The organism is Vicinamibacteria bacterium (assembly GCA_035570235.1).
Taxonomy (GTDB): Bacteria; Acidobacteriota; Vicinamibacteria; order Fen-336; family Fen-336; genus DATMML01.
The window spans coordinates 60,389-82,799 of record DATMML010000064.1 but is presented as its reverse complement, the minus strand read 5'-3'; the positions used below and the strand labels follow the sequence as shown (position 1 = coordinate 82,799).

At 63.1% G+C, this 22,411-nt stretch carries 10 protein-coding genes; all 10 read right to left on the bottom strand.

What is annotated here, in order from left to right; translation table 11 throughout:
• Positions 1-494: 494 nt before the first annotated feature.
• The 10 genes from VN461_11580 to VN461_11535 all read right to left on the bottom strand — a co-directional run bounded on the left by VN461_11580 (position 495) and on the right by VN461_11535 (position 21,880).
• Positions 495-2,093, bottom strand: coding sequence for a hypothetical protein (locus VN461_11580; protein HXB55418.1), 1,599 nt, complete (start codon positions 2,091-2,093; stop codon positions 495-497).
• Between the two features lie 212 nt (positions 2,094-2,305).
• Positions 2,306-2,872, bottom strand: a complete 567-nt coding sequence (locus VN461_11575; protein HXB55417.1) for a hypothetical protein — start codon at positions 2,870-2,872, stop codon at positions 2,306-2,308.
• Between the two features lie 562 nt (positions 2,873-3,434).
• Positions 3,435-6,263 carry a peroxidase family protein gene (locus VN461_11570; protein ID HXB55416.1) on the bottom strand — a complete coding sequence of 943 codons (2,829 nt, stop codon included), beginning with the start codon at positions 6,261-6,263 and terminating at the stop codon, positions 3,435-3,437.
• Positions 6,264-6,576: 313 nt separating this feature from the next.
• Positions 6,577-10,092, bottom strand: coding sequence for a hypothetical protein (locus VN461_11565; GenBank protein HXB55415.1), 3,516 nt, complete (start codon positions 10,090-10,092; stop codon positions 6,577-6,579).
• A 310-nt stretch (positions 10,093-10,402) separates the two neighbouring features.
• Positions 10,403-13,114: a patatin-like phospholipase family protein gene (locus VN461_11560; protein HXB55414.1), complete on the bottom strand. Its 2,712-nt coding sequence runs from the start codon at positions 13,112-13,114 to the stop codon at positions 10,403-10,405.
• 19 nt (positions 13,115-13,133) lie between these two features.
• Positions 13,134-14,201 carry a HupE/UreJ family protein gene (locus VN461_11555; protein ID HXB55413.1) on the bottom strand — a complete coding sequence of 356 codons (1,068 nt, stop codon included), beginning with the start codon at positions 14,199-14,201 and terminating at the stop codon, positions 13,134-13,136.
• A 37-nt stretch (positions 14,202-14,238) separates the two neighbouring features.
• Positions 14,239-15,510: a hypothetical protein gene (locus tag VN461_11550; GenBank protein ID HXB55412.1), complete on the bottom strand. Its 1,272-nt coding sequence runs from the start codon at positions 15,508-15,510 to the stop codon at positions 14,239-14,241.
• The gene (locus VN461_11545) at positions 15,504-17,324 is read right to left on the bottom strand and encodes a DUF4331 family protein (GenBank protein ID HXB55411.1); all 1,821 of its coding nucleotides are present in this window, start codon (positions 17,322-17,324) and stop codon (positions 15,504-15,506) included. The genes VN461_11550 and VN461_11545 overlap by 7 nt, the downstream gene beginning before the upstream one ends.
• A 140-nt stretch (positions 17,325-17,464) precedes the next feature.
• The gene (locus VN461_11540) at positions 17,465-19,345 is read right to left on the bottom strand and encodes a GMC family oxidoreductase (protein ID HXB55410.1); all 1,881 of its coding nucleotides are present in this window, start codon (positions 19,343-19,345) and stop codon (positions 17,465-17,467) included.
• 12 nt (positions 19,346-19,357) lie between these two features.
• A complete protein-coding gene (locus VN461_11535) occupies positions 19,358-21,880 on the bottom strand; it encodes a hypothetical protein (GenBank protein HXB55409.1) in 2,523 nt (840 codons plus the stop codon).
• Positions 21,881-22,411: the final 531 nt, after the last annotated feature.

Here is a 22,411-nt window from a genome sequence, read left to right as displayed (position 1 = left end):
AATGAAGGACAGTCCTCCGACCATCCTCTTCTCGACGACGTCCCGCCGACGGGAGAGTATCCGCCGCACTCGATCAGCCGTCTTATTGTCGTAGCCCATCGCCCGGACTCCCTCCCATTGCTGCCTCAGGCCGCTCACATCTCTCGTCCGCGACTCGGGGGGCAGCCTTGTAGAGAGGAATTCCACCTGGCTCTGTTCCACAGGGCAGCTAAGATGAGCCTCTCGGTCTGCGGCAGCCGCTGCGGGGCCGATGCCTCATCCTTTCCATCCTCGTGAACACGCCAGGCTTCCCGCCTGGTAGCGGGTCAAGCGCTATTGTCCTATGAGCCTGGCGATCGCGCGGGTGATGTCGACTCGCCCCGCTAGGCTACCGCCACTCTCTCTTTCTGCACTAAAAGACAGAGGGCGGACGAAGCCAGCGCCAGCGACCGCCGAGGAGCGACGGCCCTTCTGGCCACAGCAGAGTGTCCCAACGTCGAGGGGAAGCGTGACGCTCACGGCCCAGTGGTCGGCCGGGCTGCACCCGGTTCGTGCTCGATCTTGAGCGTGTAGGTGAATACCACAGCGTTCCGCGTCGAAGTGAGGGCGCAGTGCCTTTTATATTTATACTCGCTCTCAGCCAGCAAGATGGCCGCTTCCGTCAGCAATTGCTTCGCATCTTTCCAGGAGGGTCCGTCGGCCGTCGGCCCTGGACGCGGTTCAGACTCGCCCTTAACGCAGCTGTTGACATAGTGGATCCACTCTCTAAATTGCGGCTCAAGCGGCGATATGCCAGCGTCAACTCCACCAGCCTCTCGGAACTCAAGTGGGATCCCGGCACCTTGAGCGCGCGGTCGCATTTCCCACACATGCGCTCGGCTCACCTCCTTTGCCGACTCGAGAGCTACGTCCACCTCGGCTTCTCCGCTGTCTTCAGGCGCTGTCCCTAGGTACTTGCGAGTGTGGATTTGAATAAAGTCCGTATAGGGCAAGTCAGACTCGCAATACTTCGTAACCACGAAGGCTTCTACGAGATCGGGTAGTTCAAGCCAGCGAGCATGCCTCACAATGGCAAATTCGTGATCACCCGAAGCCACTCTCGTCAAGAGAACGGAACCTGCTGTTCCATCTGCGAAGCTGGGTGTCCCGGTTACAAACAGGCATACGAACCGTTGGCTCTCCGGACGGTCCCGGATTCTCTGGAGCTTGATGGCCAGCTTCCCGGGGTGGCCAGGAGAGGATTCGCACACTTGATTTGGAATGTAGAACACCGTCTGGATTTCAGGTCTGCCAAACCCTCTTTTGCTCGTGCTCGTCCCGGAGTTCCAAGCGCCAGAAAGCAAGCCGCGAATATTTCCTTCTTGTTGGTCTAGGTCGAACTGGCGCCGGGCAGCCCCCTCGTGGCCGAGCCAGGACTCAAAGTCAATCCATTCGTCACGGCGGTGCGTGACGAGGAAACCAAAGGGCACCACCGCAAGAAGAATGCATGCAACAGTGGAAATCTTGAGCAGAGTCAGGAAGCTGCCGGCCGATCCGGCCTGAGCCCTGCTCACGAGGCCCCCTTGGATCAGAACGAATACGACGTTCGCTGCCAGAAATTGTAAGGAGATGGCCCCCCCTAGGAAGGCCTCCAGGCTCTCGCCACAAAGGTGAAAATGATGGAACGTGTTAAACGCAATGAGGATAACCAAAGCGAACGTTGCGGGGAGATCGGCAAAGAGGGCGCTCTGCAGAAAGGCTGCCTTTTCAACTGGATCGTCGTGGCGTCCATAAAAGAGCACGTCGGAGAGGAGCAGCATTGCCGAGATGAATCCGGCAAACCACAAATGCGCGTCAAGAAGCTGGTGCAGCGAGGGATGGAGATGCCACAACACAAGACAAACTGCTGCTAGTGCGGCTGAGAGGCCTACGCCCACAAGGCACAACAGTGTCATCCATCTATGGAAGCCGAAGTCACCAACAAACGGAGAATTGAAATGGTAGTAAAGCGCGAACAGCCCCGTCCATGAGATCGCAGCGAGTTCCCATCCTTCCCAATGCTGAATCGGAGGCGAGGCCGGCAACCAATGGGCGCCAAAACCCACGAGGCTCAACAGGGCGCCGCTGACGATCATGAACCATAACGATGAGGAAACACGTAACCAGCTCACTACTAACCCCCTAGCTAAACGCAGCCCCTTCCCTGATCGTAGAAAGGGGGCACTGGGCGCGCAGGTCTACTTGATCCGGGAGTATCAGCAGGGCATCGAGCGACGCGAGTAGGGCAAGGTCGCACGGATCCGGCAGATATTGAACCCAACCCATTCCCCGTGGCCGGCCAGGTTGATCATTTCGCCTGGATCCAGTCTGCTTCCCGCGCCGGGTCGCAGTCGTTCGAAGGCACGGCGCACTCAAAGATCGCGCTGATGGGATGGACTTCCCAGAGGGTGAACCTCTTGGGTTGCCCGCCCTGTGTATGGCTCGGGTCGTCGTTCACGGTGTGTATGTTGTCGTACATGAGCTGTCCGCGGACCAAGAGCTTGGTCCCATCAGTCTGGATGTTTTTCCAAAGGGTGAGGTTCCAATTGGGGGGCCGGCCTTGAGGGATGGGTTCTACCACCAGGGACTCGAACTCGGTGCCTTCAGCCGTCTCCACAATGGGGAGGTGCACGTCGGTTTCGTCGGCGCTGGTGAGACGGCAATTGACGGACTCAGCGCTCCCCTTGACGAGGTTTCTTTCTGGGCTGATGAAGCCGGCCACCTGCACGAGGGTGCCTTCACTGATCTTGCGGCCCCCACCCAGGTCGAGGTCCACGAGAACGCCCCGATCGGTTATGTCGGCGCCCTGCGCAATGCCCTTCTGATCCGTACTACCTTGCAGCGCCCGCAGGTCAGCGAAGGTGAGGGTGACCACAGGACCGTCCGGGAGTACCGTTCGCTTGCGGTTGTTGAGGAGTGCGTGTGGGGTGCCTGGAGAGTCACAGCCGTCGGGTGTGCAATCGCTCAGCGAGGCGGCACAAGGTCCGGAGCTGCGCGAACGCGCCTTGGCGGCCCGAGCCGCAAAGGGAGTGGGGTGGTGAGCAGGCTGCCTTTCCGCTCCGGCATTGACGTTCCCTGCAAGAACCCAACCTTCATCGCCCTCGGCCGTCCGAACGTGGAGGTAGCCATTCTGGGGGTTCGTATCCAGGACGGTCAACGGCGTCGAAGCAGGAAGGTGCTTCACCAAGGCCGCCGAGACGTCGTGATCCTTGCGCAGATTCGATGACCGAGCGACTGTGGCCACTGAATCGGCGATAAGCACCGAGCTGAAGAGGAGCAACGGGGCGCCTGCTAGCAAGACGGCGCGCCACAAAAGGGGCCTGAGGATCTGTTTCATGGACGCCTCCAAGCGTTAAGAACCGGTGTGAGAGCTATCAACGGGTCAACCACAGTTTCGTTCCTCCCCCCAAGACACGCCGCCAAGTCGTTGTCCTGCTTCATCTTGGAAATGCCTCGTCGGATTGTGCGCCCGGGCGGGGTATCCATTCGAGGCTATAGTACTCACCTCGATCTCTTGCCCACGGATCAAAGACGTTGACTACCGGCTGCAACTCGCGCTTCAACTCCGGAATCGTCCTCATGAGGACGCGCTTCAATGGAGACACCGGCTGTTTGTGACCATTCGGGGTGCCCTTTTCGATCACCTCCGGTCCTGGGCCATTGTGGTTCACCCAGTCCAGACCGAGCGTCGTGTAGAACTCGGGCCGAAAGCTGGACGTGAAGAAGCGATCGCTGAACAGGCGCCTGGATGCGTTCAGTACGAAAACGATAAACTGAGTTTCGGAGATCGCGAACCCATGCGGCCGCGTTGACTCCGCGAGCCACCCGACGACGGTATCCACATCTTCGATGTTGTCGATCAGTGTTCCGTTCGGGCTTCCCAAACAATCGTTGATGGGGGAGCGGTCCTCGTTTCGTTGCGCGTCCGTGATCACCTTCGATGAATCACACACGTGTTGGCCGTAGAGCTCGCGGAGTGACTTGACCATCTCCTCCTGCCCGGGTCGTTCGGGCGAGTCAGGCGGCAAGCGACGATCCATGAAGTCGTCGTAGCTTGTAAGCTGCCGAAGCCCATACTGTCGCCGAAACTCGTTGAAGCGAGGCACCCCACGCTCCCGGTCACGAATCAAATCCAACGCTGCCACGTCGATCTGATGCGTGTCACTCTCGAGTCTCGACATCCGGAGGTTCTGTAGGAATAGCGGATGATTGTGGAGGGTCAGCAAACCCAGTCGCTGACGGCCCATGCTGAGTGCAGAGTTGGCAAGGCCGATCGAGTGCATGACGTCAGTGGCCTTGCCGCGAAAGGTCGCTGCCAGGGGGATTTTGGCTACGATCGTGTTTGGATCCTTTTCCAGCCGACGGTACTCAATTAAGTCCGGAAGTAATGGATGCAGCCGATACACCGTCACGAATTCCTCTGGAAAGTTGAAGGGAGATCCGAAATGGTTGACTCCGCCGTTCGTGTATGCGGGGTCTGTGATGTCATAGTGGGGCACTCTGCTGCCCAGACCAACAATACCCGGCCCGGAGGCGAGCACCGAATACCACTTCAACGCGCCTTGCGCGTCCTTAGATTCCCCAAGGGCACTCACCAAGAGGCTTAGCGCCCTTGAGACCTGTTCGTCACCGGGGCCTAGCAGGCCATTCCAGTTTGCGTTCATTCCTTTGTAGAGGGGTTCGTTGTAAAGCAGTTGGGGTGTCCATTCGGTGGTGTGGATCTTGGCGATCTCGGCCGATACCACTAACCGGGCTACGTCGAAGAGTTCGGCAGGTGATACATCCTTATAGCGAATGATCCGCGAGGGGTCCGAGGGGTTCCGCAAACCGCAGTCCGCCAGCGGCGTTTGCGCTGCCACCTTCCGGTACTCATCGACAAACGCGTTGTGCTCTCTGGCGAACACGTTATGAAAGAAGCTGAGTCCGATCGTCCAGTTGTCCGGGAATCCGGTGGCCTCCTGTCCTGTCCATTCGGGATTGATGGGATCGCCAGGTTCGAAGAGAGGGAGGTAACCCGGGCCGGCCGAGCCCGGGAGGGGATCGAGACGTAGTTTGGCGGGATCGTTTCGATCGAGCTTGACGCGGTTTCGCGAAACGTCATCGTATCCATAGAGCTGTGATGCGTCCCACCAAGCCGTATTGTTGTTGCGCATGGTCTTCGGCGCCCGCGCGAGATAGTCCTTGCCGCCGCTCACGAAGTGCTCCGGCTCCGCAGCCTCCTCAACGTACGCTTTGTCGATACGGTCCCCTGGTCGGCACCCAAGCCGCTGGATCTCATCCGCGGTCAAGGGCGTCTCGACATTGTTGTAAAGCCGGGCCTGGCATCCCACCGGCATGAATTCAGCGTGGTTGTGCCCCTCCACCAAATGAGAAAACCAATCGTGGGTCATGAACTGAATCCAAAACGCTGCGAGCACGTTCAGAAATGCTGCCTTCTTGTATTCGCAGTTTGCGGATGGAGGGTTGTTAGGAAGGCCAAGTCCTTCGTTACAAGCCTCCGGGTGTGATTGCGATCGAGTAAATAGCTTCCTACTCACGACTTGCGGATCAGGCATGAGGAGGCTCAGTCGGTTGCCGTGGCGGTTCTTGGTCAGCTCGTTCCGACCCAGGTCCGGGAACGTGGTGTCAAACTCCACGTTGCGCGCGAAAAGCTGCCCGGAGGAGCCCATGAGAGGATTCAAGATGTCGTTACAGATCCCTGTCGGAGTCCGGCTGCGGATCAGATCCCCCTTGCAGACCTGAATTCCATCACCCCCAACGCTCTGATAGTCGGGATGACCGCTGGGCAGCCTCATCTCAGGCCAGACCTTGATAGTGGGACCAGCAACAGCAGTTCGTCCGGTAACGTACTCTTTATAGGTCTTGTTGTTGTCGAAAAGATTGAACCTGAGCAGCTCGATGCGCTCATACTCCAAGTCGAACAAGGCTCCTGTTAGGCCACGAAAGGACGGCCCGCTGCTCGTGATCAGTCCGGTTGGTCTCGATCTGAGGTCGCCGGTGCCCCAGTATTGCGACCAGTCCACCCAGGGCGTGAGACGCAATTGCAGGGCCTTCTCACCCCCGCGGCACAGCGCAGTTGCCACCGGGACCTTGCCCTCAAACCGACGGTCGCGCGTCTCCGCCATGTCTGGAAGTCCGTCGCGGGCCATGCTGGCGCAGGCCTTCAGTGACTCGAATTCCTCCTTTGGATTACCTTCAGTCGCTCCAAGGCAAGGCTGAAGCACCAAAAGTCCAATAGGGAACAGGAGAAGACGGAGTATTGTCATGCCAGCCTCCGGCGTAGGAATGCGAACAGCCACTGTGGTTCTCGAGCGGCAAACAATCCAGTGTTGGCCCACGATAATCTCCTGCCCGTCTTCTTCCCTACAACCGCCGCCGTCATCGCTTCAACCCGCGGCAAGTGCAGCAAGGTCAAGCGTAGGCGAGGTGGCGCGAGGGAAGGCCCTCCGACCTTCACGACGAGGCCCTGAATCGGGCCGCGAGGCAGCTGACACAAGAGGTCTAAAGCCGTGCCAGAAGCAGCCGGTAAGACATTGGCGAGAGCGAAGGCGACGACAGGGATTCCCCTCGACAGGTCGCTCACGGAATGCTCTTTTGAACCGGCTGCAAAGCCGTCAGGACGACCGTTCCGATCTCAGGGAACTGCGTTGCGAAGAGCGTCGCCAGCGGCAGCAACCCGTAGGTCAGGAGGCTCGAGACGAAGGTCCAATCCCAGCTCACTCTCCCCGGGGGCGTGCCCGAAATCCGGCTGATCACCTCGTCCCGATCGATCTGGACGAAGACCATCACAAGCGCACCGATCACGCCAAGCATGACTACCCAAGGAAACCCGAGCAGGTGCCGCTGCGGCTGGAACGGGAACGAGGAAACAACACCCAGGATGAGGAAGAGGCCGATCATCACAAAGAGCAGGCAGTTCCTGAGATGTGCGAGCACCTCGCGGACGCAGAGGGCCACGAGAGTCGCCAGGAACTCCTCGCCTCGAGAGAGCCACTCAAGGGGCGGATCCGGTTTGTCGGAATCTCTCGTCGCCAGCATGACGTTCGGATGGCCAGTCCAGAACGTATCGAGGAAGTCAATCATGGGGGCCGTCAATCCGACCAAGAACTGCCAAGTGCCACTGCCAGACCATGTCGTGGCCGCTTTTGGTTCGCCGACCTCGTTCTCGAACATCACCTCCGTCGCCGCGGACCCACCGAGCGCAGTCACTAGGACTAGGAGCGGGCCCTTGCAGTACGGGTAGCGGGTCTCAAGGTCGTTCTTGACGGCGCCCAATCCATCGTCGAGCCGCCTAGCGAGGCCAAGCGGCTCACCCAGCTCGAGCATCTCAGGAACCGCGGGCGAGTACCTCGCCTCGAAGGTGCGGGCAAGCCTCGGCGAGAGACGGCTGTAGGCCGCAACGATCGGGTGGGCACTTAGACGCCGCAGCAAATCCTTGAGGGACGACCAGAGGCAGACAAAACGAAGCAGCGACAGTGCGACCAGGCCATGGAGCAACAGGAACGAGAGCTCGCAGCCCGCGTCGAAGACAGGACCCTCGATCGTCGAAAGGCGCTGGCGCAAATTGAGGCAGAAAGCACCAAAGATCAGGCCAAGGACGGGTACCGCGAGCCGCCACGGTGGCAGCAACAGAGTGCCCGGCCCAACAAGCCACCCGAGGGCTGCGCGCTCGCCGTCGATGGCACCCTTGGCGAGTCGCTTGATCTCTGGAAGGCCGTCCGCTCCCAAGACCGGATGAGGAAGACTGAGCCGGCGCAGCTGAAGGAAAGCCGCAGCGTAAAAGGCAGCGCCGAGCAGAAGAAGCGGCACCAAGGGGGACACGCCGTTCCCGGGATTTGTGGCCCGCTCGACGTAGAACAAGAGCGCCGCGCGAGTCTGGAGGTCCACTGAAAACAGCCCTTGCAGAACGGCCCATGAGTACCAGAGAAACCAGGCGGCAGCGCTGCAACCGACGAGCAGAGCGCCAAGGAGCAGCCCTGACGCGATGCCTTTTTGCCTGTTGTCCTCCTCGCTGACATTCACGTGGCCCCCCTTCTTGGACCACGTGAGGGCGGCTGCGCTCAAGCCCGACCAGACCGTGCATGAGGCGAGTCCGATGGCGCAGAACGCGACAGCCACGAGCCCGGCCTTACCCCAGCCCAGACCTGCGGGCCACAGCTTTCCAGGTCGAATCAGGCCCAACGCAATGAGGAGGACGGGAGCGCAGACGGCATAGAGCGAGCTCAGTACGCCGAAGCAGACAAACAGATACGGCTGCCGCTCAGCATGGCCCCGGCAACCTAATGAGCTGAGGAGGGGCCAGGGCTTCTCCTGGCGCTGAAAGCAGTAGGCTAGCCCATGAGCCAGGCCGATGAAGGTTAGAACACCGAAGGCGGCCAGTGCGAATTCGGAGGGGTGGAGCGCGACGGGGACTTCAGACAGGTTGCCATGGCTCGGGGGTTTCCAAGGCTGAACATAGGCCAACACGTCAGAACTCGGCTTTGCGGTCGCAAGTGGCCATATCGAGCCTCGCCCCACGACGCTGAACCAAAGCGGAGGACGGCAGCCGTCTGGACAATCGAGAGCCTGGGGGACCGCGTAGTCCACGAGATTCGGGGGCGCGGGGGAATAGCTGAGCGGATTGCCCTCCTCGTCGTACCCCAGCAGGGCGAGAGTGGCGTTGTAGACACCTTGTGTGTTCGTCGTCGGAAGCTGTAGACGCATACGAGCGCCTTCGAACGGCAGCGTCCAAGACTGCGTACCGTTGAAGACGGGGTAACTCGAGACCACGATCGCGCCGCGCATGTAGCGGGCGTAGTCCGGGTGAGCATAAAACAAGTCACTCTCGAGCGTGAAGAGCACCACGTCGGGGCAATGTCTCGCGATCTGCTGCGCGAGGAACAGCTTGTCGCGGGAGTCGGTTGCCAAGAGCCCGACGTAGGAGACGCGCTCACGACCAAGGACGTCAAGGATGTTTGACAAGGCGAGATCCACCTCGCGGGACGTCGGCAATGGATCAAACGTCGGGAGGAGGTCCGCCGCGTCGAGAGGCTCGTCGAAGGAAAGGCGGAGCGACAAGCTTGTGGCGGAAGTGCTTGTTTCTGGCGGTGCTTCGACCCGATCGCTCGCGTAGGCACTTCTTAGGTGGGCGATGTGGAGCGGAAAGCGAAGGACAAGCGCGTCTGCTTGCTGGGTTGACAGGTAGTCACTGAGAGCACGACCGTAGTCGGTGTTGGACTCGACAAGTAGGGCAGCTAGCCGTTTTCCGAGGGGGCCGCGCTCCTCGAACAGGCCATAGGTGTCACTCATATAAGAGTGCATCTTCTCAAGCACCCAGGTATCAGGTGCGACCGTTGCTCGAAAGGTCACGCGGTTCGGTAGAACCTCTTCGATTCGTTTGCGCACAATGCTGGTGGCGCTCCCCGAGACGATGCGTAGGCACTTTGCATTGTGGTTGGCGCGGCCCCAGGATCGGATGGCACTAACCAGCGACGCGGTTGACCCTGAAAATGACGGCCCCAGGATCGGGATAGTCCTGGCTCCATCAGGATTCCAGTCCCCGATTACCTTTAACGCCGCCAGGAGCGCTCTGGTATGGATCCCAGAGGTGGGTGTTTCTCCCACGAGGAAGAGCACTAGAAGCTCTTGTTTGTAGCTTGGTTGTGGACCGGTGCGGCGGAGCAGGACGACCGCGGGCGCTTCCTCATGATTAAAGAGCCCTATTCGATGAAGCCTTCCTCCGGAGACCTCGGTTGTGGGCCTCCAAGGTACCGAGTATCGATCGAGTACGTAGCCGCTAGCCGCAGTCGCGCTCTGGATGGCGTCAAGGAGCGGATCGAACAGCCAGCCGGCATGCGAATCGATCGGATCCGGCAGGGTGGCGATCAAGAAGCGCACGTCAATCGATTGTTTCTCGGCCTCTTTCCGCAGGGCGGGCAGCGTGGCCGCCGCAGAGTCGAGATCCGGTGTCAAGAAGCGGGCAAGAACCGAGACGAACTCCGCTTTGACAGGTGAAGTCGGCAGGATCGGGCTGGGAGCCTTAGGGATGTCGGTCTTCCCCTTCGTGGGGGTGGCCCGCGAGCCTAGGAACTGGGGTGAGACCACGCCCCCGAGCAACGCAACAATGAGGAGCCACAACAGGGGCTGGTCACGCTTCATTGGTCTCCATCCTTGGACTCCAGAGGGCTCCGACGAACCAAGCAGCAGCTAAGGCCACATCCAGGAGAGCCTAGTCGTAAGGGACCTGCCTCGCCCGCCAACTCGAACCACAACGCTGACGCAAGAGTGCAGCCCCTGGGGCTCAGTCGATGCGCGGGCCTGGAAGAGACTAGACCCTGCCGACCGCCTGAGCCGGTCGTTTCCTCTCGCCGTTAGCGAGGGCTCCCCAGGAGCGGGTCCGCCCGCTCTGTTTGCTGAAAAGGCTCCTTCACGGAGCAAACGGCACCGTTGGATTGGCGTCACCCGGCGGCGGTACGGCCCCTGCCTGCCTGGCTGCCTCGTCGAGCTGCCGTGAAACAGTGGCGAACAGGTCCGTCAAGCTGGCCGGAATGCGATTGCCACCGAGCCGCTCAGCCAACTGAAAGCCCAGCGCCCGATAACTCTCGAATTGCGCTTCGGTGAAGAACTGGTCGGCCGTAGTCTCGTGGGGGAAGGTCTTCGAGGTACGAGAATAGGCCAGGACGTCGATGGGCACGGCCGTTGCCAGGAGCGTTGGCTTCAGATAGAGAAGGTAGCCGGGCGGCGTGCCGAGGTCGACTAGGTCATAGCGGATCCTGGCCAGCGCGCAGGCAAGCCCGTGCTGGCCTTCCGCGCTGCGAGCCAGGATTCGGATCGGCTGGTCGAACTCGATCGGAATTCCGAAGTCGATGCGCACCTTGCGGATCAGGTTGCCAAGGTCCTCGAAGTCATGCCCCGGGTCCTGCCCGGCGTCACTGGCCACAATGAGCCGGCAGCGCCGCAGCACCATCTCGTAGATCGCCAAGTTCTCGAAGTGACCGCCGTCGGAAAGGCTCACGTATGCGTGCTGAGCGTCCGTTTCGCTGAAAAGGTCGGCAAAGAGCGGCTTCCAAGCGTGCCGCGGCCCACTGAAGCGGTAGACACGCTCACCATTGCGGTTTGGGTTGCCGAGCCACGCGCCCAAGCGGACGTTGAAAAGCGTCATCAGAAACGCTACGAGTGGGGACGAGTGGTAGCCCGAGCTCGGGTTCGCAGCGGCACCGGAGATTGTGACGGCTGTGCCGAGCGAAATGCCGTTCGGGCCCCCGTACTCGGACGTCGGGCGATAGCCGTCGTGGAAATTGCCACAGTAGAGGGGCGTCATCGAGAAGGACTCGGCTTTGCGCTGCTGCCAGGCGAGGTTTTCACCGCTTCTCACCAGGTTGAGCGTGACGTTGATCACGGAGAAGGGCCGGGGCGAGATGTCGTGGGCCAGCTGAGGCAAGGGCACGTCGTCGTTCGCGTCGAAGCCGGTAAACGGATTCGGCCGGCGGTGTGTGTTCGAGGCGCCCAGGTAGGCGCGCACGAGCCGGTTGCGGTAGAAGCCATGGAGGGAGAAACGGTTGACGTTCACGACCCAGCCGAGTAGCCAGGACAGAAGGGTGCAGCTGGCGGGCACGATCAAGAAGCGTCCAACGAGGGTGACTACCTCTGGGAAGGAATAGCAGACAAGCGGGACGTGGGGCACTAGGAGGGCGTCGCGACCAGTTGCCAGCCGGCCAGCCCAGGCGCTCAGCTCGGCGAGGACCAATACAATGCCAGCCAGCGTGGCCGGAGCCAGGAGGCGCAGCCCCCAAGCCGCCACGGGCGACGGCGTCTGATGCCGTGGCTCGCTGCCCCCGGGGGTACGAGAACTCGCCCCTAAGAGAGCCGTGATCAGGCCCGTCAGGCCTCCCGCGGCAGCCACCAATTGGCCCGTGATGGCCGTCAGCATATGACCGCCCAGCACAAGCGCGCTGATGCCGATCCAGCCCACGGAGAGGAGAAGTACCCATCCGGAAAGACGTGCCCACCACTCGCGGTCAGCGTTGCCGAGCTCAGGTGTCCAGGTGCTTGGAGTGGGGTCGCGCGGGTCGCGCTCACCCAGGCTGGCAAAGGCCACGAACAACGTCCGTGCCAGCAGGTAGAGCCCCAGCAAAATCGGGACAGCGAAGAGCACGAATCGGCGCGGGTGCTGCTGCACACCTGGGAGCCAGGCGCGCGCGACTAACCCTAGCAGCAACGCCGCGACGCCATTAGACAGCACGAGGGCGACGATCTCCGCGCGGGCAGGCGGCTGAGCCTCGTGTGCCCCCGTCGAGAGGCGCGCTGCGAGCCAACCTCCCAACGGGATGACGATGTACCAGAGTGCGCAAAAGATCCACAGCTCGGGCCCCTCAAAGCCCCCGCCCATCCACCGAGCCGCCAGCGACAGGAGGAGGGCCGAGAGCCAGAGGGGGAGCACGCCGAAGAGCAGTATCAGGGGAGGTTGGCCTCCATCACGGCGAAGCCGGTAAATCGCCAAGCTGGCCATGAGCGCCGAGAGCAGTGCGAACCCAAAGGCCACCGCACCCCAGGTGAAGTCGGAATAGGCCTGCGCGGCCACGATGAGTGCCACTTGAGGAACCGCCACGACGGCCGTCAGGGCCGGCACGAGCACCAGCCAGTTAAGGAGCAAGTTGCGGACGATCATGGCGGCGGCGCTCCAGGTGTCGGCTGAGAAGAAGCCAAGGCGCGGTGTGAGGTAGTTGCTGTACTCGCGCAGGTGGTCGATGGGCCGGGGCTCGGGGGCGAGGGGACGGAATCCGGCCATGCGTGCGGGCCTCGCTAACTGCTCGACGACCTGCGGCAGTGGCTCCCGATGCATCCAAGCCTTCAGCCACCCCGCGATGTAGCCGCCTCCAGACACGCTCGACAGGTAGTCGAAGTGCTTCAACACTCCGAGGTTGGCTAGCGCCTGAAGCACGCCCAGGTTGAAGGTGGCGCTGCGAATGCCGCCTCCGGAGAAGCAGAGGGCCGATAGCTCCCGCCCCTCGGGCAGAGTGCCGATGTGTGTGTAGAGCTCCTTGAGGTCCCTCTTGGCAGCTTCTTTCAGGCCGTCCTGCTTCCCGAGGTGCTCCAGCTCTTTCTCCAGCACCTCAGCGATCTTCACGGGCTCAGCCATTCATCCTCCTGCTCCTCACCTAGCGCAACGCGGCAGCGAGATACACGCTACCCGCAACAGCGATCAGCACCGACCCATAGCGGCTCAGGACTGCGTCGGGTCCATTCGACAGCCCGGTACGCCGCAACAAGCGGAGACCGGCAAAAGCCGGCAGCACTACCGCCTGATGCCCAATCTCAACCCCCGCGCTGAAGGCCGCGATCGCCAGCAAAGCGCTCACGGTCGGAAGGCCGGCCATGGCCTCAAGCAAACCACCGGCGAAGCCAAGGCCGTGAAAGAGTCCGAACAGGAACGCGACTACTAGGCGGCTGCGGCCGCGGCTGCGCTCGGGCCAGAGCACGTTCTGCAGGGCGACGCAGACGATACTCGCCGCGATCATGGGCTCGACGAATGCGCCGGGCAGGCGCAGCAGGCCGAATGCGGCTAGAGCGAGAGTTAACGTGTGCGCCAGCGTGAACGCCGCAACGACCTTCACCAAGTCCCAGAGCGACGCCACCGCCAGGACCAGTGCCGCGACAAAGAGCAGGTGGTCGTAGCCGGCCAGAATGTGCGTCATTCCGTGGCGCACGAACGCAGCCAGAAGCCCCACCTCCGTGGCGTGCGACGAGTCCTGCCAATTGAGCGGCCCCCGCGACGTGAGCAGCGAGCCCTGCTCCGGCCGCTCCCCCGCCCGGCCGATGCTCACGATGTAGCTGGCCTCCCATGGGTTGCCCGGCGCGAACTGGAACTCGCGGAGAACGTTCTGCTGTAGCTCGATGTGTGTCGGCTGAGCGCGGGTCGGTCCATACTCGAGCAGGTAGCTCGGCCACCCGCCTGTGTACCGCTCGGGCCCCTCTAGGACGCGCCCCGTCAGGGCGCAACCATCGGCCACGACGTGCAGGTGTGAAGCCAAGTAGTCGCCGTGCGTACGTAGTCTCAGCGGCAGCGCCGCCTCGTCGGGCGAGGCCTGGGCGGAGGCGACGAGCACTTCCTCGAGCGGGACGGTTGCGCGCACTAGCAGCCGGTCCTGAAGGATCTCGACTGCCATGCGGCCCTGCGCGACGGGGTGCCCTTCGGCGAGCTGGGCAGCCGCCAGCAGGGCGGTCAAGACACAGAAGCCCAGCCAGGGCTGGCGGGGGGCCGACTCAGCGGTGCTCATGGAAGGCGTCGTAGTGCGGGTTGAGGTCGGCGGCGAGCGCCAGCCAATGACGCCCTTCCGCGGCGCGGCCAGCGGCCAGGTGGATCATGCCGGCGCGGAAGCAGAGGTGCGCGTCCCGGATGCCGCCCTGGAGCGCCGTACGCATCGCATCCAGCGCCTCGCTGAAGCGACCAGCGCGGTAGAGCGCCCAGGCCAGCGCGTCCTGCGTGGGAACGCCGCCGCGCAATGCCGCGTCCCGACGCGCCCAGCGCAGAGCCTCGTCCGCGTCCGGGCGTGCGTCCGCGAAGAAGCCCGCCAGGTGGTGGAAGTAGTGCACTTCACCGCGCCCCACGGACGCAAGGTAGCCCCGCAAGGCTCGGTCGTGCCAGCCGCGTGCGGCCTCAGGACGGCCGATGAAGGCCAGCAGATCGCCGAGCGCCTGCTCGATCTCGGGCCGCGCCACACGCGCCACCACCCGCTCGTAAAGCGCCACCGCCTCTTCGAAGCGCCGTTCTGCGGCGCACAGCTCGGCCAAGTGCTCCGCAACCCGCCAATCCCCGGAGTAGCCGCGCTCGGCGCGCGCGTAGTGCTGCTCCGCCTCGGCGTGACGGCCACGGCTGAGCGCGAGCTGGCCACGCTGCAGTTCGACCCAGGCGTAGGCGCGCATCTCCTTGGCGGTGAGCTCGTCCTCGGCCTGGGCGTACAGGGCGTCGGCGCTCTCGCTAGCGCCCCTGAGGGACTCGAGGTGTGCCAGCCGTTCGAGCACGTCCCAATCGCGGCGAACGCGCAAGGCTTCCTCGCAGTGCAGCCGTGCTCGGGCGTAGTCGCCTTCTTGCAGGGCCAGGTCGGACCGCAAGGCCTCGGCGCTCGGGCCCGCGATGCGCGCCGGCAGCCGCTCAAGGTCGGCGCGCGCTTCTGCGAGTCGGTGGAAGCGAAGGGCGAAGTCAGCGGCGAGAAGAAGCAGGTCGGGCGCCGGGCCGAGGCCCTGGAGGTTCTCGGCGGCCGCTGCGCGGGCGCGGGCCTCGTCGGCCGTGCTCCCCGTGAGCGCCGCCCGGCGTTGGAGCAGCGCCACTTGGCGAGTGGCGCGCTCTAGAGGGGAAGGTGCGATCAGCCTCGGACCGAGGGCGAGGAGCTGGGCGTCGAGACGCTGCAGGTCGGTCGCATAGTCGGTCAGCCGTGCCTGCGATTCGTCGGTGCGCAGGACTAACGCAGCGCATGCGCCGAGGACGACAAGGACGAAGGCCCCCCCGCGACGGACGCGGGGGGCCGTGGTCACCATGGCTCGGCCAAATAGGGAAACGCCGTGAGGAACGGTTTGTCGTTCTTGAGCGGGTTCGGCGGCGTCTTTGGTTCGATGGGCGCGTGTGCCCACAGTTCCGGGTCGTTGAGCGTCTCCACGTTGTACTTCTTACCGTTTAGCTCCGCCTCCATATCGAGGAAGAGCGAGAGAAAGCGCGTGGCGACCTGGTCTTCTGGCCTCCGTCCGAAGGGCCAGGTGCCGGTCGTGTCCATGTCGATCGCGCAGACGTTGGGGATGAAGACCTCGAACGTGCGGCGCAACGGGATCTTCAGGTGGTGCTTATTCCAAGTGTCGTCGGGCATGTTCAGGCGCTGGAAGATCATCTTCTTGACACGCGGAAAGGCCTCTGCAGCCAACGCGTAGGTCTTGTGCACCGAAATAGGTGAGTTACCGTGGTCGAAGGCCGTCTTGAGACCCAACGCGCTGACGGAGGGCCCGAACCCCCAGCCCAGGTGCGCGAGGCGCGTCACGAAGTGCTCCGCGAGCCAGAAGTTGTCCGCGCCCACCTGGCGGTCGTCCTCGCGCTCGTTGAGCGCCGCGTCGGCGAACGCTTGGCCATCGGTGTCCACGAGCTTGTATTTCTCGAGTTGGGCGTCGGGCGGGCCGTGCAACGCGTCGCTGGACTGCTCGAGCCGCGAGATCAGGACGCCGGCGGCCAAGCCTCCAGCCATCAGCGCAAGACCCGCCAGCCGGATTACCTTGTGTCCGCCCCGCATCGCTGCTGGCGCCGGCCTTCCGACCAGAAAGAGCAAGAGCCCAAGCACGATTACAGCGCCCCCCGTGACCCACGGATGGCGTACCCAGGCCGGCCCGCGCGGGCGCTGGCGGTCGTCCGGAATCGCCATGATCCTGTGCGCTGCCTTGAGCACCCAGCTCTCGCCCCAGGTGTTCACGAGCCGGTCGATCTGCGGGGTCTTGGTGACGAAGGAGAGAGGGAGTTCCAAGATCATTGAGTTGACGTTGCGCCCGGCTTGGGCGTCCTTACCGCTGTAGACGAAGCGGTAGTTGCCGTTGGCGTCCTTGAGGTAGCCCTTGCCGTTCCAGGTGTACGGGCCCGGAGGCAGATCCTCCTTCACGCCACTGCCCAGGTTTGGTTTCTGGGGGTTGAAGTTGAAAAGCGTGTTGCCCTCCAGCTCGAGGAGCGTCTTGGGGATGGGCAGCTCCCTCAGCTCCTTCGGCGCCGAGACTGGCACGTGATAGAACTGGGGCGCGTAGTTGATAGAGCGGAAGAAGCCCGGTAGGTCGTTGAAGAATGCGTCGTCGCGCCCGCCGACATAGACCTTGAGCACCTGCCCGTCGGGGCTCTTGACGGTCGTGACCGTGTTCGTTTCAATGGCCTTTTCGAAACTGCCACTCGGGAAGCCCAGGAACACGAGCGATGCTTTGCCCGCGGCGTCGACGGTCAAGCGCACTTCGGCCGGCTTCGCGTGCAGGTACTTATCCTTGACCGTCTCGAAGTAGGCCAGCATGGCCTCAAGGCTCTGGTCATTCTCGAGCGGCGGGGCCGGGCGCGGGCCGGGATAGATCCGGACCCGGTAGAGCATATCGGTGTCGAAGGCGCCCGCCCTCGGGACCGAGGCAAAAGTCAGCGCGATGACCACTCGCTCACCGCCAGTCTCGTCGTCGGCGGGAAAGCCGAAGATGTCGTAGAGGTCGGCGGCGCTGACCTGCACGTCGGAGAAGATCGAGTTGATCGCGTTAGGGTCGTTGTGATCAGCGGCACGCGTGGCACCTGTCGCCAGCAGGCACAGCGTCACCGCCAGGGAAATCCAGGGCACCCGTCGATATCGCATGATCGCTCCTGCGGGCCTTCCTTCCGACACCCGCCGTCAACGTCACCAACTACGGCACGAAAAAAGGGCGCGTGGGACAATGCGGACCCCTTGAGCCGTTGGTTTCGTGGTCCCATGTCTGGGTCTCTCGGACGCCAAGGCTATGACGACGCCTGGTTCAGCATCACGTCGGCGGCCTTTTCACCGATCATGTAGACTGCGCTCACGATGAAGAAGCCCGGGATACGCGGGAAGACCGAAGCGTCCACGACGCGCAAGCCTTCGGTGCCGTGCACCTTGAAGTCGCCCGTCAACACGCCGCCCTCCGCACGCGAGCCGATCGGGCAGGTGCAGGAGGCGTGGTGGCCCCAGGCGTTGTCCTTCACGAACTGGGCGAGATCGTCTTCGGATTGAACCTCGTCCCCGGGCACCTCCTCCGCGGCGATCAGCTTCTGCTCCTTGAGCTTCTTCGTCATCGTGCGTACAAACTTGATGCCCGCGACGACGGAGGCGAGATCGTCGCCGCTCGCGTCGCTGCCTTCATCGAAATACTTGAAGTCGACGAGCGGCGTGTCGCGCGGATCACCTGAGCGGAGGGTCACTTGGCCCGCGCGGTTGTTCGTGTGGGCCTTAAGGATGGCCCAAGTGAGGTAGTTCAGATTCTTGGCGAAGACGGTGGAGTACCCAGGATAGTAGCCCTTGAATAGGCCCAGCAGCGCGAAGCAGAACAGGTCGGGCAGGGGCCGGTTGGCGGCGGCGCGCTTGATGACGGCCAGGACCGCGCCGTTTGTGCTGTAGACGCCCTTGCGCGAGCGGGCCCACTCTCGGTACTGCGGGTCGCCCTGGGCGAATGTCGCGTTCTTCAGCACCCACCAGGCGGGGAAGTTCATGCGGTTGACAACACCTACCTCGTAACGGTCCTGCAGGTTCCGGCCCACGCCCGGCAGGTCTACGCGCATGGTGATGCCATGCTTGGCGAGAACGTCCTTCGGCCCGACCCCCGAAAGCATCAGGAGCTGTGGTGTGTTGAAGGCCCCGCCGCTCAGCACGACCTCGCGTGAGGCGCGCAGCTCGCGGCGCTCGCCCGGCGCGCTGCTGGGCTTGCTATGGGCCTTGTAGAGCCGCGCGCCCTTCAGGTATTCGACTCCTAGGGCGCGGTTGCGCTCGTCGAAGACGACACGCGTGCAGAGTGCGTCCAACTCGATCCGCAGTCGATCGGGGTAGCGTCGGGCTACGTCCAGCACGCGCTCGCGGGCACCCATGCGCTGGTGGCCACAGGTGGAGAGGGGTGCGTAGCGAATGCCCTCGGCCCTCTGCTGCACCAGTTGCCAGTCGTTCGGGTCGGCCCAGCTCTCGAAGGTTTCGAAGAACGACTTGAGCCTCGTGACCGGGTTGCCCAGGTACTCGAAAGCGTCGTGGGCCGATTCGGTAATGACCTTGACGAGATCGTCATCGTCGAGCGCCGCGAGGGGGATGGCCTTCTCCGTGTGCAGCCAGCCCGTCCAGCCGTGCCGCGAGGGGTTCAGGCCCAAAAAGCGGAGGAAGCGGTCGACGGGGCGATGGTGGCAGTTCTCAAGCCGCTCGAAGTAGGTGCGCATGCGGTCCGCGCCCCACGATGCATCGTTCGCCACCCGGGCGAGCTCGTTCCAATCGGCATTGTGCGGGTAGACCGTGATCATCGCGTTGTGCGCCGTGCAGCCCCCCAGCGCGCCGGCACGCGGGTAGAAGACGCCGTCGCTCTCGGGCACGAACTTCGGGTCCCGCCGCTGCCGGGCGAGGTCGCCGTAGTGACGCACGAAAAAGGCCCACCCGATGGCCTCGTTCTCCGAGGCGAAGGCGTGGAATACAGGCACGTCGTAGTCGTCGGGCAAGCGGTGCCCGTCGGGGACATGGGGGTCGCCACCTTGCAGCTGGCGAGGGTCGCCCCCGGCCTCGAGGAGCACGACCGTGCGGCCCGCTTCGGCCAGCCTGGCGGCGAGCGTGCCGCCACCTGCGCCCGAGCCGACCACGATGTACTCGCAGTCGGCCTGCCGATCAGCCATGGCTCGCCCTCCTCAGAAGGTCTTCAGGAACTCGATCAGAGCGCGTTTGTCGTCGTCCCGGAGGCCGGGCTCCTCCGCGAAGCGGTCGGTGCCGAAGTAGTGGCCGCGGTTCACGACGAAGTCGGGGCATTTGCTGAGGGCGAGCAGCGTCCCCGGCTCAGGCTGGCCGTCTTTGAGCTTCCCGACCAGGTTGGCGAAGACCTGCCTGGCTTGTTCGTCAGTCGCGTTCGCGGGCAGTGCCTCTAGGTCGTGCTTGACCTTGCCCAGAAGATCAACCACCTGTTTGCCGTGCACCAAGCTCGTGCCGGCATCGTCCGAAGCCGACACTAGCTCTAGGTTGGCGAGCAAGTTCACTGGCGTGCCCTTGGGAATCGGCCCGATCTCGATGCCGCTCTCCCCGAAGACTGCCGGCAACCAGCGGCTTCCCCAACCGAGCAGAGGCTGTAGAGCGCTGGGCAGGAAGCCGGCCGGGACGCGCAGGTAGCTGGTGGCCGTGGTGCGGTCGATCCGGCCCGGTACCTTGTCCCCGAGCAGGTCGTCCTTGTCCCTTTTCTCGGGCCACAGCATCTTCTCGATTGAGTCCTGGAAAGAGCGCAGGCGGGCATCGACGGACGGGCTGGGGTCAAAGAGACCCACGCTGTTGTTGAGGAGGAAGGGTGCGGTGGACCAGAGGCTGACAAGCGAGGCCGGACGCGTGTAACCCCGGCCCCCCGCCGGCATCTTGTAGGTCCACGGCTCTCCGGTATATGGGTGGTGCACTGTGATCTCACCGACCGATGGCAGTTCCTTGTAGGACTGCGAGGAGAAGTTGTCCCAAATGCTGCCAGCAATGGCGTTCGTGGCCAGGGTGCTGCAAGCGTTGGTCTGCAGTAGTGTGACCGGCACGCGGAACTCGCTCGAGAGGAAGTTGTTCTCGAGGAAGTCCTTAGCCTGGACGATCTGCCCCATCTGCCGCTTGAAGTCGTCGGTCTTGGTCCAGTCCCAGTACCGGTTCCAGCAGCCCAGGTACTGCGCGCCGTTGCAGCCGTCGGGGTCGAGGCCTATGGCGGGCGAGGGCAGCTTGCTCGAGTGACAGCGCGCGCAGCGCTCGGCGAAAACCTGCTTGCCGCGGGCGAATCTTGGCATTTCAGTAGGAAGGTAGTCGAGCCCGCCAGGGATCTGCTTGAGTTGTTCGGGTGCATTGCTCTGCAGGAATCGCAGGCCATCCTTCAGCCTGTGGGGCTCCGTGCTATTCAGGAAGAAGAGGGCCAGGTTCGGGGTTTGGGCCTCGGTAGCGAGCCAGTAGGCCGAGTTCTTGCGCGCCACCGCGATTTCGATCCGCGTGGTAGGCTTGCCGCCCACTAGGGCGTTGAAGTGCAGCAGCCACTCTTCGCTGAACAGACCGATGTTGAGGTACACACGGTTAAGTGCCCCGAGCGCGCCGACAGAATCGCTGCCATCCTTGAGCACGCGCGGCGTCCAGACGGTGTCGGGTCTCTGGAAGAACTCCGTGAGGGGTCCGGTCTTGACGTAGTCGTTGAACTGCGCGTTGTGCAGGCCGCCACCCGCGAGCGTCTCCTTGCCCCAGCGTTTGGAGTGCTCGAGGCGTGCCTTCAATGAGTAGACGGCGTTCATGGTGCGGGGGTTATTGATGTAGTCGGTGGATACCAGCGAGGTGTCGAGGGCACCCGGCCTCGAGGTGTGGAACAGCTGGTAGGGGAAGCTGGACGGATCGGCTTCCCAGGAGAAGATGCGGTCGATCCAGAAGTACTGGGCGCCGACGTTCGAGCTGAGGTCCGCCCACTCCGGGCTCTCGGGGTTGCGCGGGGGGTGCACCGGGTTCGGACCCACGTGGCAAAAAGCGCAGGCCATGCCCACGCGGTACGGCTTCACGAGATTCTTCGACAGGTAGTAGCTGGGGTCCTCGTAGTAGCGGACGGGATCCCACTTCTGAGCGGCGGCCTGGTCGAAGGCGGGGTTTGGGAAGAGGCGCAGTCCGACGATGCCCGTGCCGTAGCCGTAGTACGAGCCAACGGGCAGGTTCTTGCCACGCGCGCCAAGCGCTACGCCCGGGTATTTCTTCTCGTTCTCGAACGGATCAGCTGGGCAAGGGTCGCTACGCTTGTCGAGCCACAGCCCGAAGCGCTGGGGGTCGGGGCCCTTCGCCTTCTCGAAGCAGGGCTCGTTCACTAGGCCGAGATAGTTCCACCGGTTATCACGGCTGAACTTGAGCTTGGGGTGGGAGGAGACCGTCTTGAGGAAGTCGAGCGTTCCCACGCTCTTCTTTGAGATCGCGTCCCAGAAGCGGTCGTTGCCCCCGGTCCAGACGAGCCAGGTGTTGCGCCCCTTGATCTCATCCGAGGTTAGCACCACATCGCCGTCCATGTGGCGGAAGTAGTCCTCATCGGCGGCCGGGAACGATTCCGCTGGACGGTTCGCCAGGCGCGCTTCGTCGAGCACCTGGCCAGGCTCGGGCGCGCGGTTGCAGCCAACAAAGTTTGCCAGAGCAATCAGCAGTAGCGCGGCCAGTGACCGGGCTCTACCGCCGCCGTTCATACCCATAGTCGTGCTCCTCGCGACTCCTGATCCGCGGGTGGACTTGGGGCAACCGGGCGAGCCGCGACACATTCTCTTTCGGTGTCCCACACCGTCGTCTAACGGAGAGTGATCCAGGCTTTGGATCGACGGGCGCAGGCTGGCGGGCCTGCTTGCGGTTCGGGCACAGGTGCCAACTTCGCCCAAAGATCGGCATACCTACGCGTAGGTGAAATGGTGAAGAGGGGTCCAGCGGACTAATCCCCTTCAACGAGGTGAAATCGGTCTTTTTTCGGAGGGAACCCGGCGGCATCTTACAATGCGTGTCAAGGGGAAACGAATCTTGGATATCCAGCAAACTCGGGCCTGGTTTGACGAATTCGGAGGCGGCTGGGCCAGCGGGTGTCTTGAGAGTTGGAGCGGCCGCGTCGCGGCCCCTTGGCTCGGCAAGCTCCCCTGAGAGCCCTAGCCGATGGTCCTCGGCCGGTTGCCCGAAAACTCCCTTTTCCCGGTCGGGCAACTCGACCGTCTCCGGAATCGCCATCAGCCCGA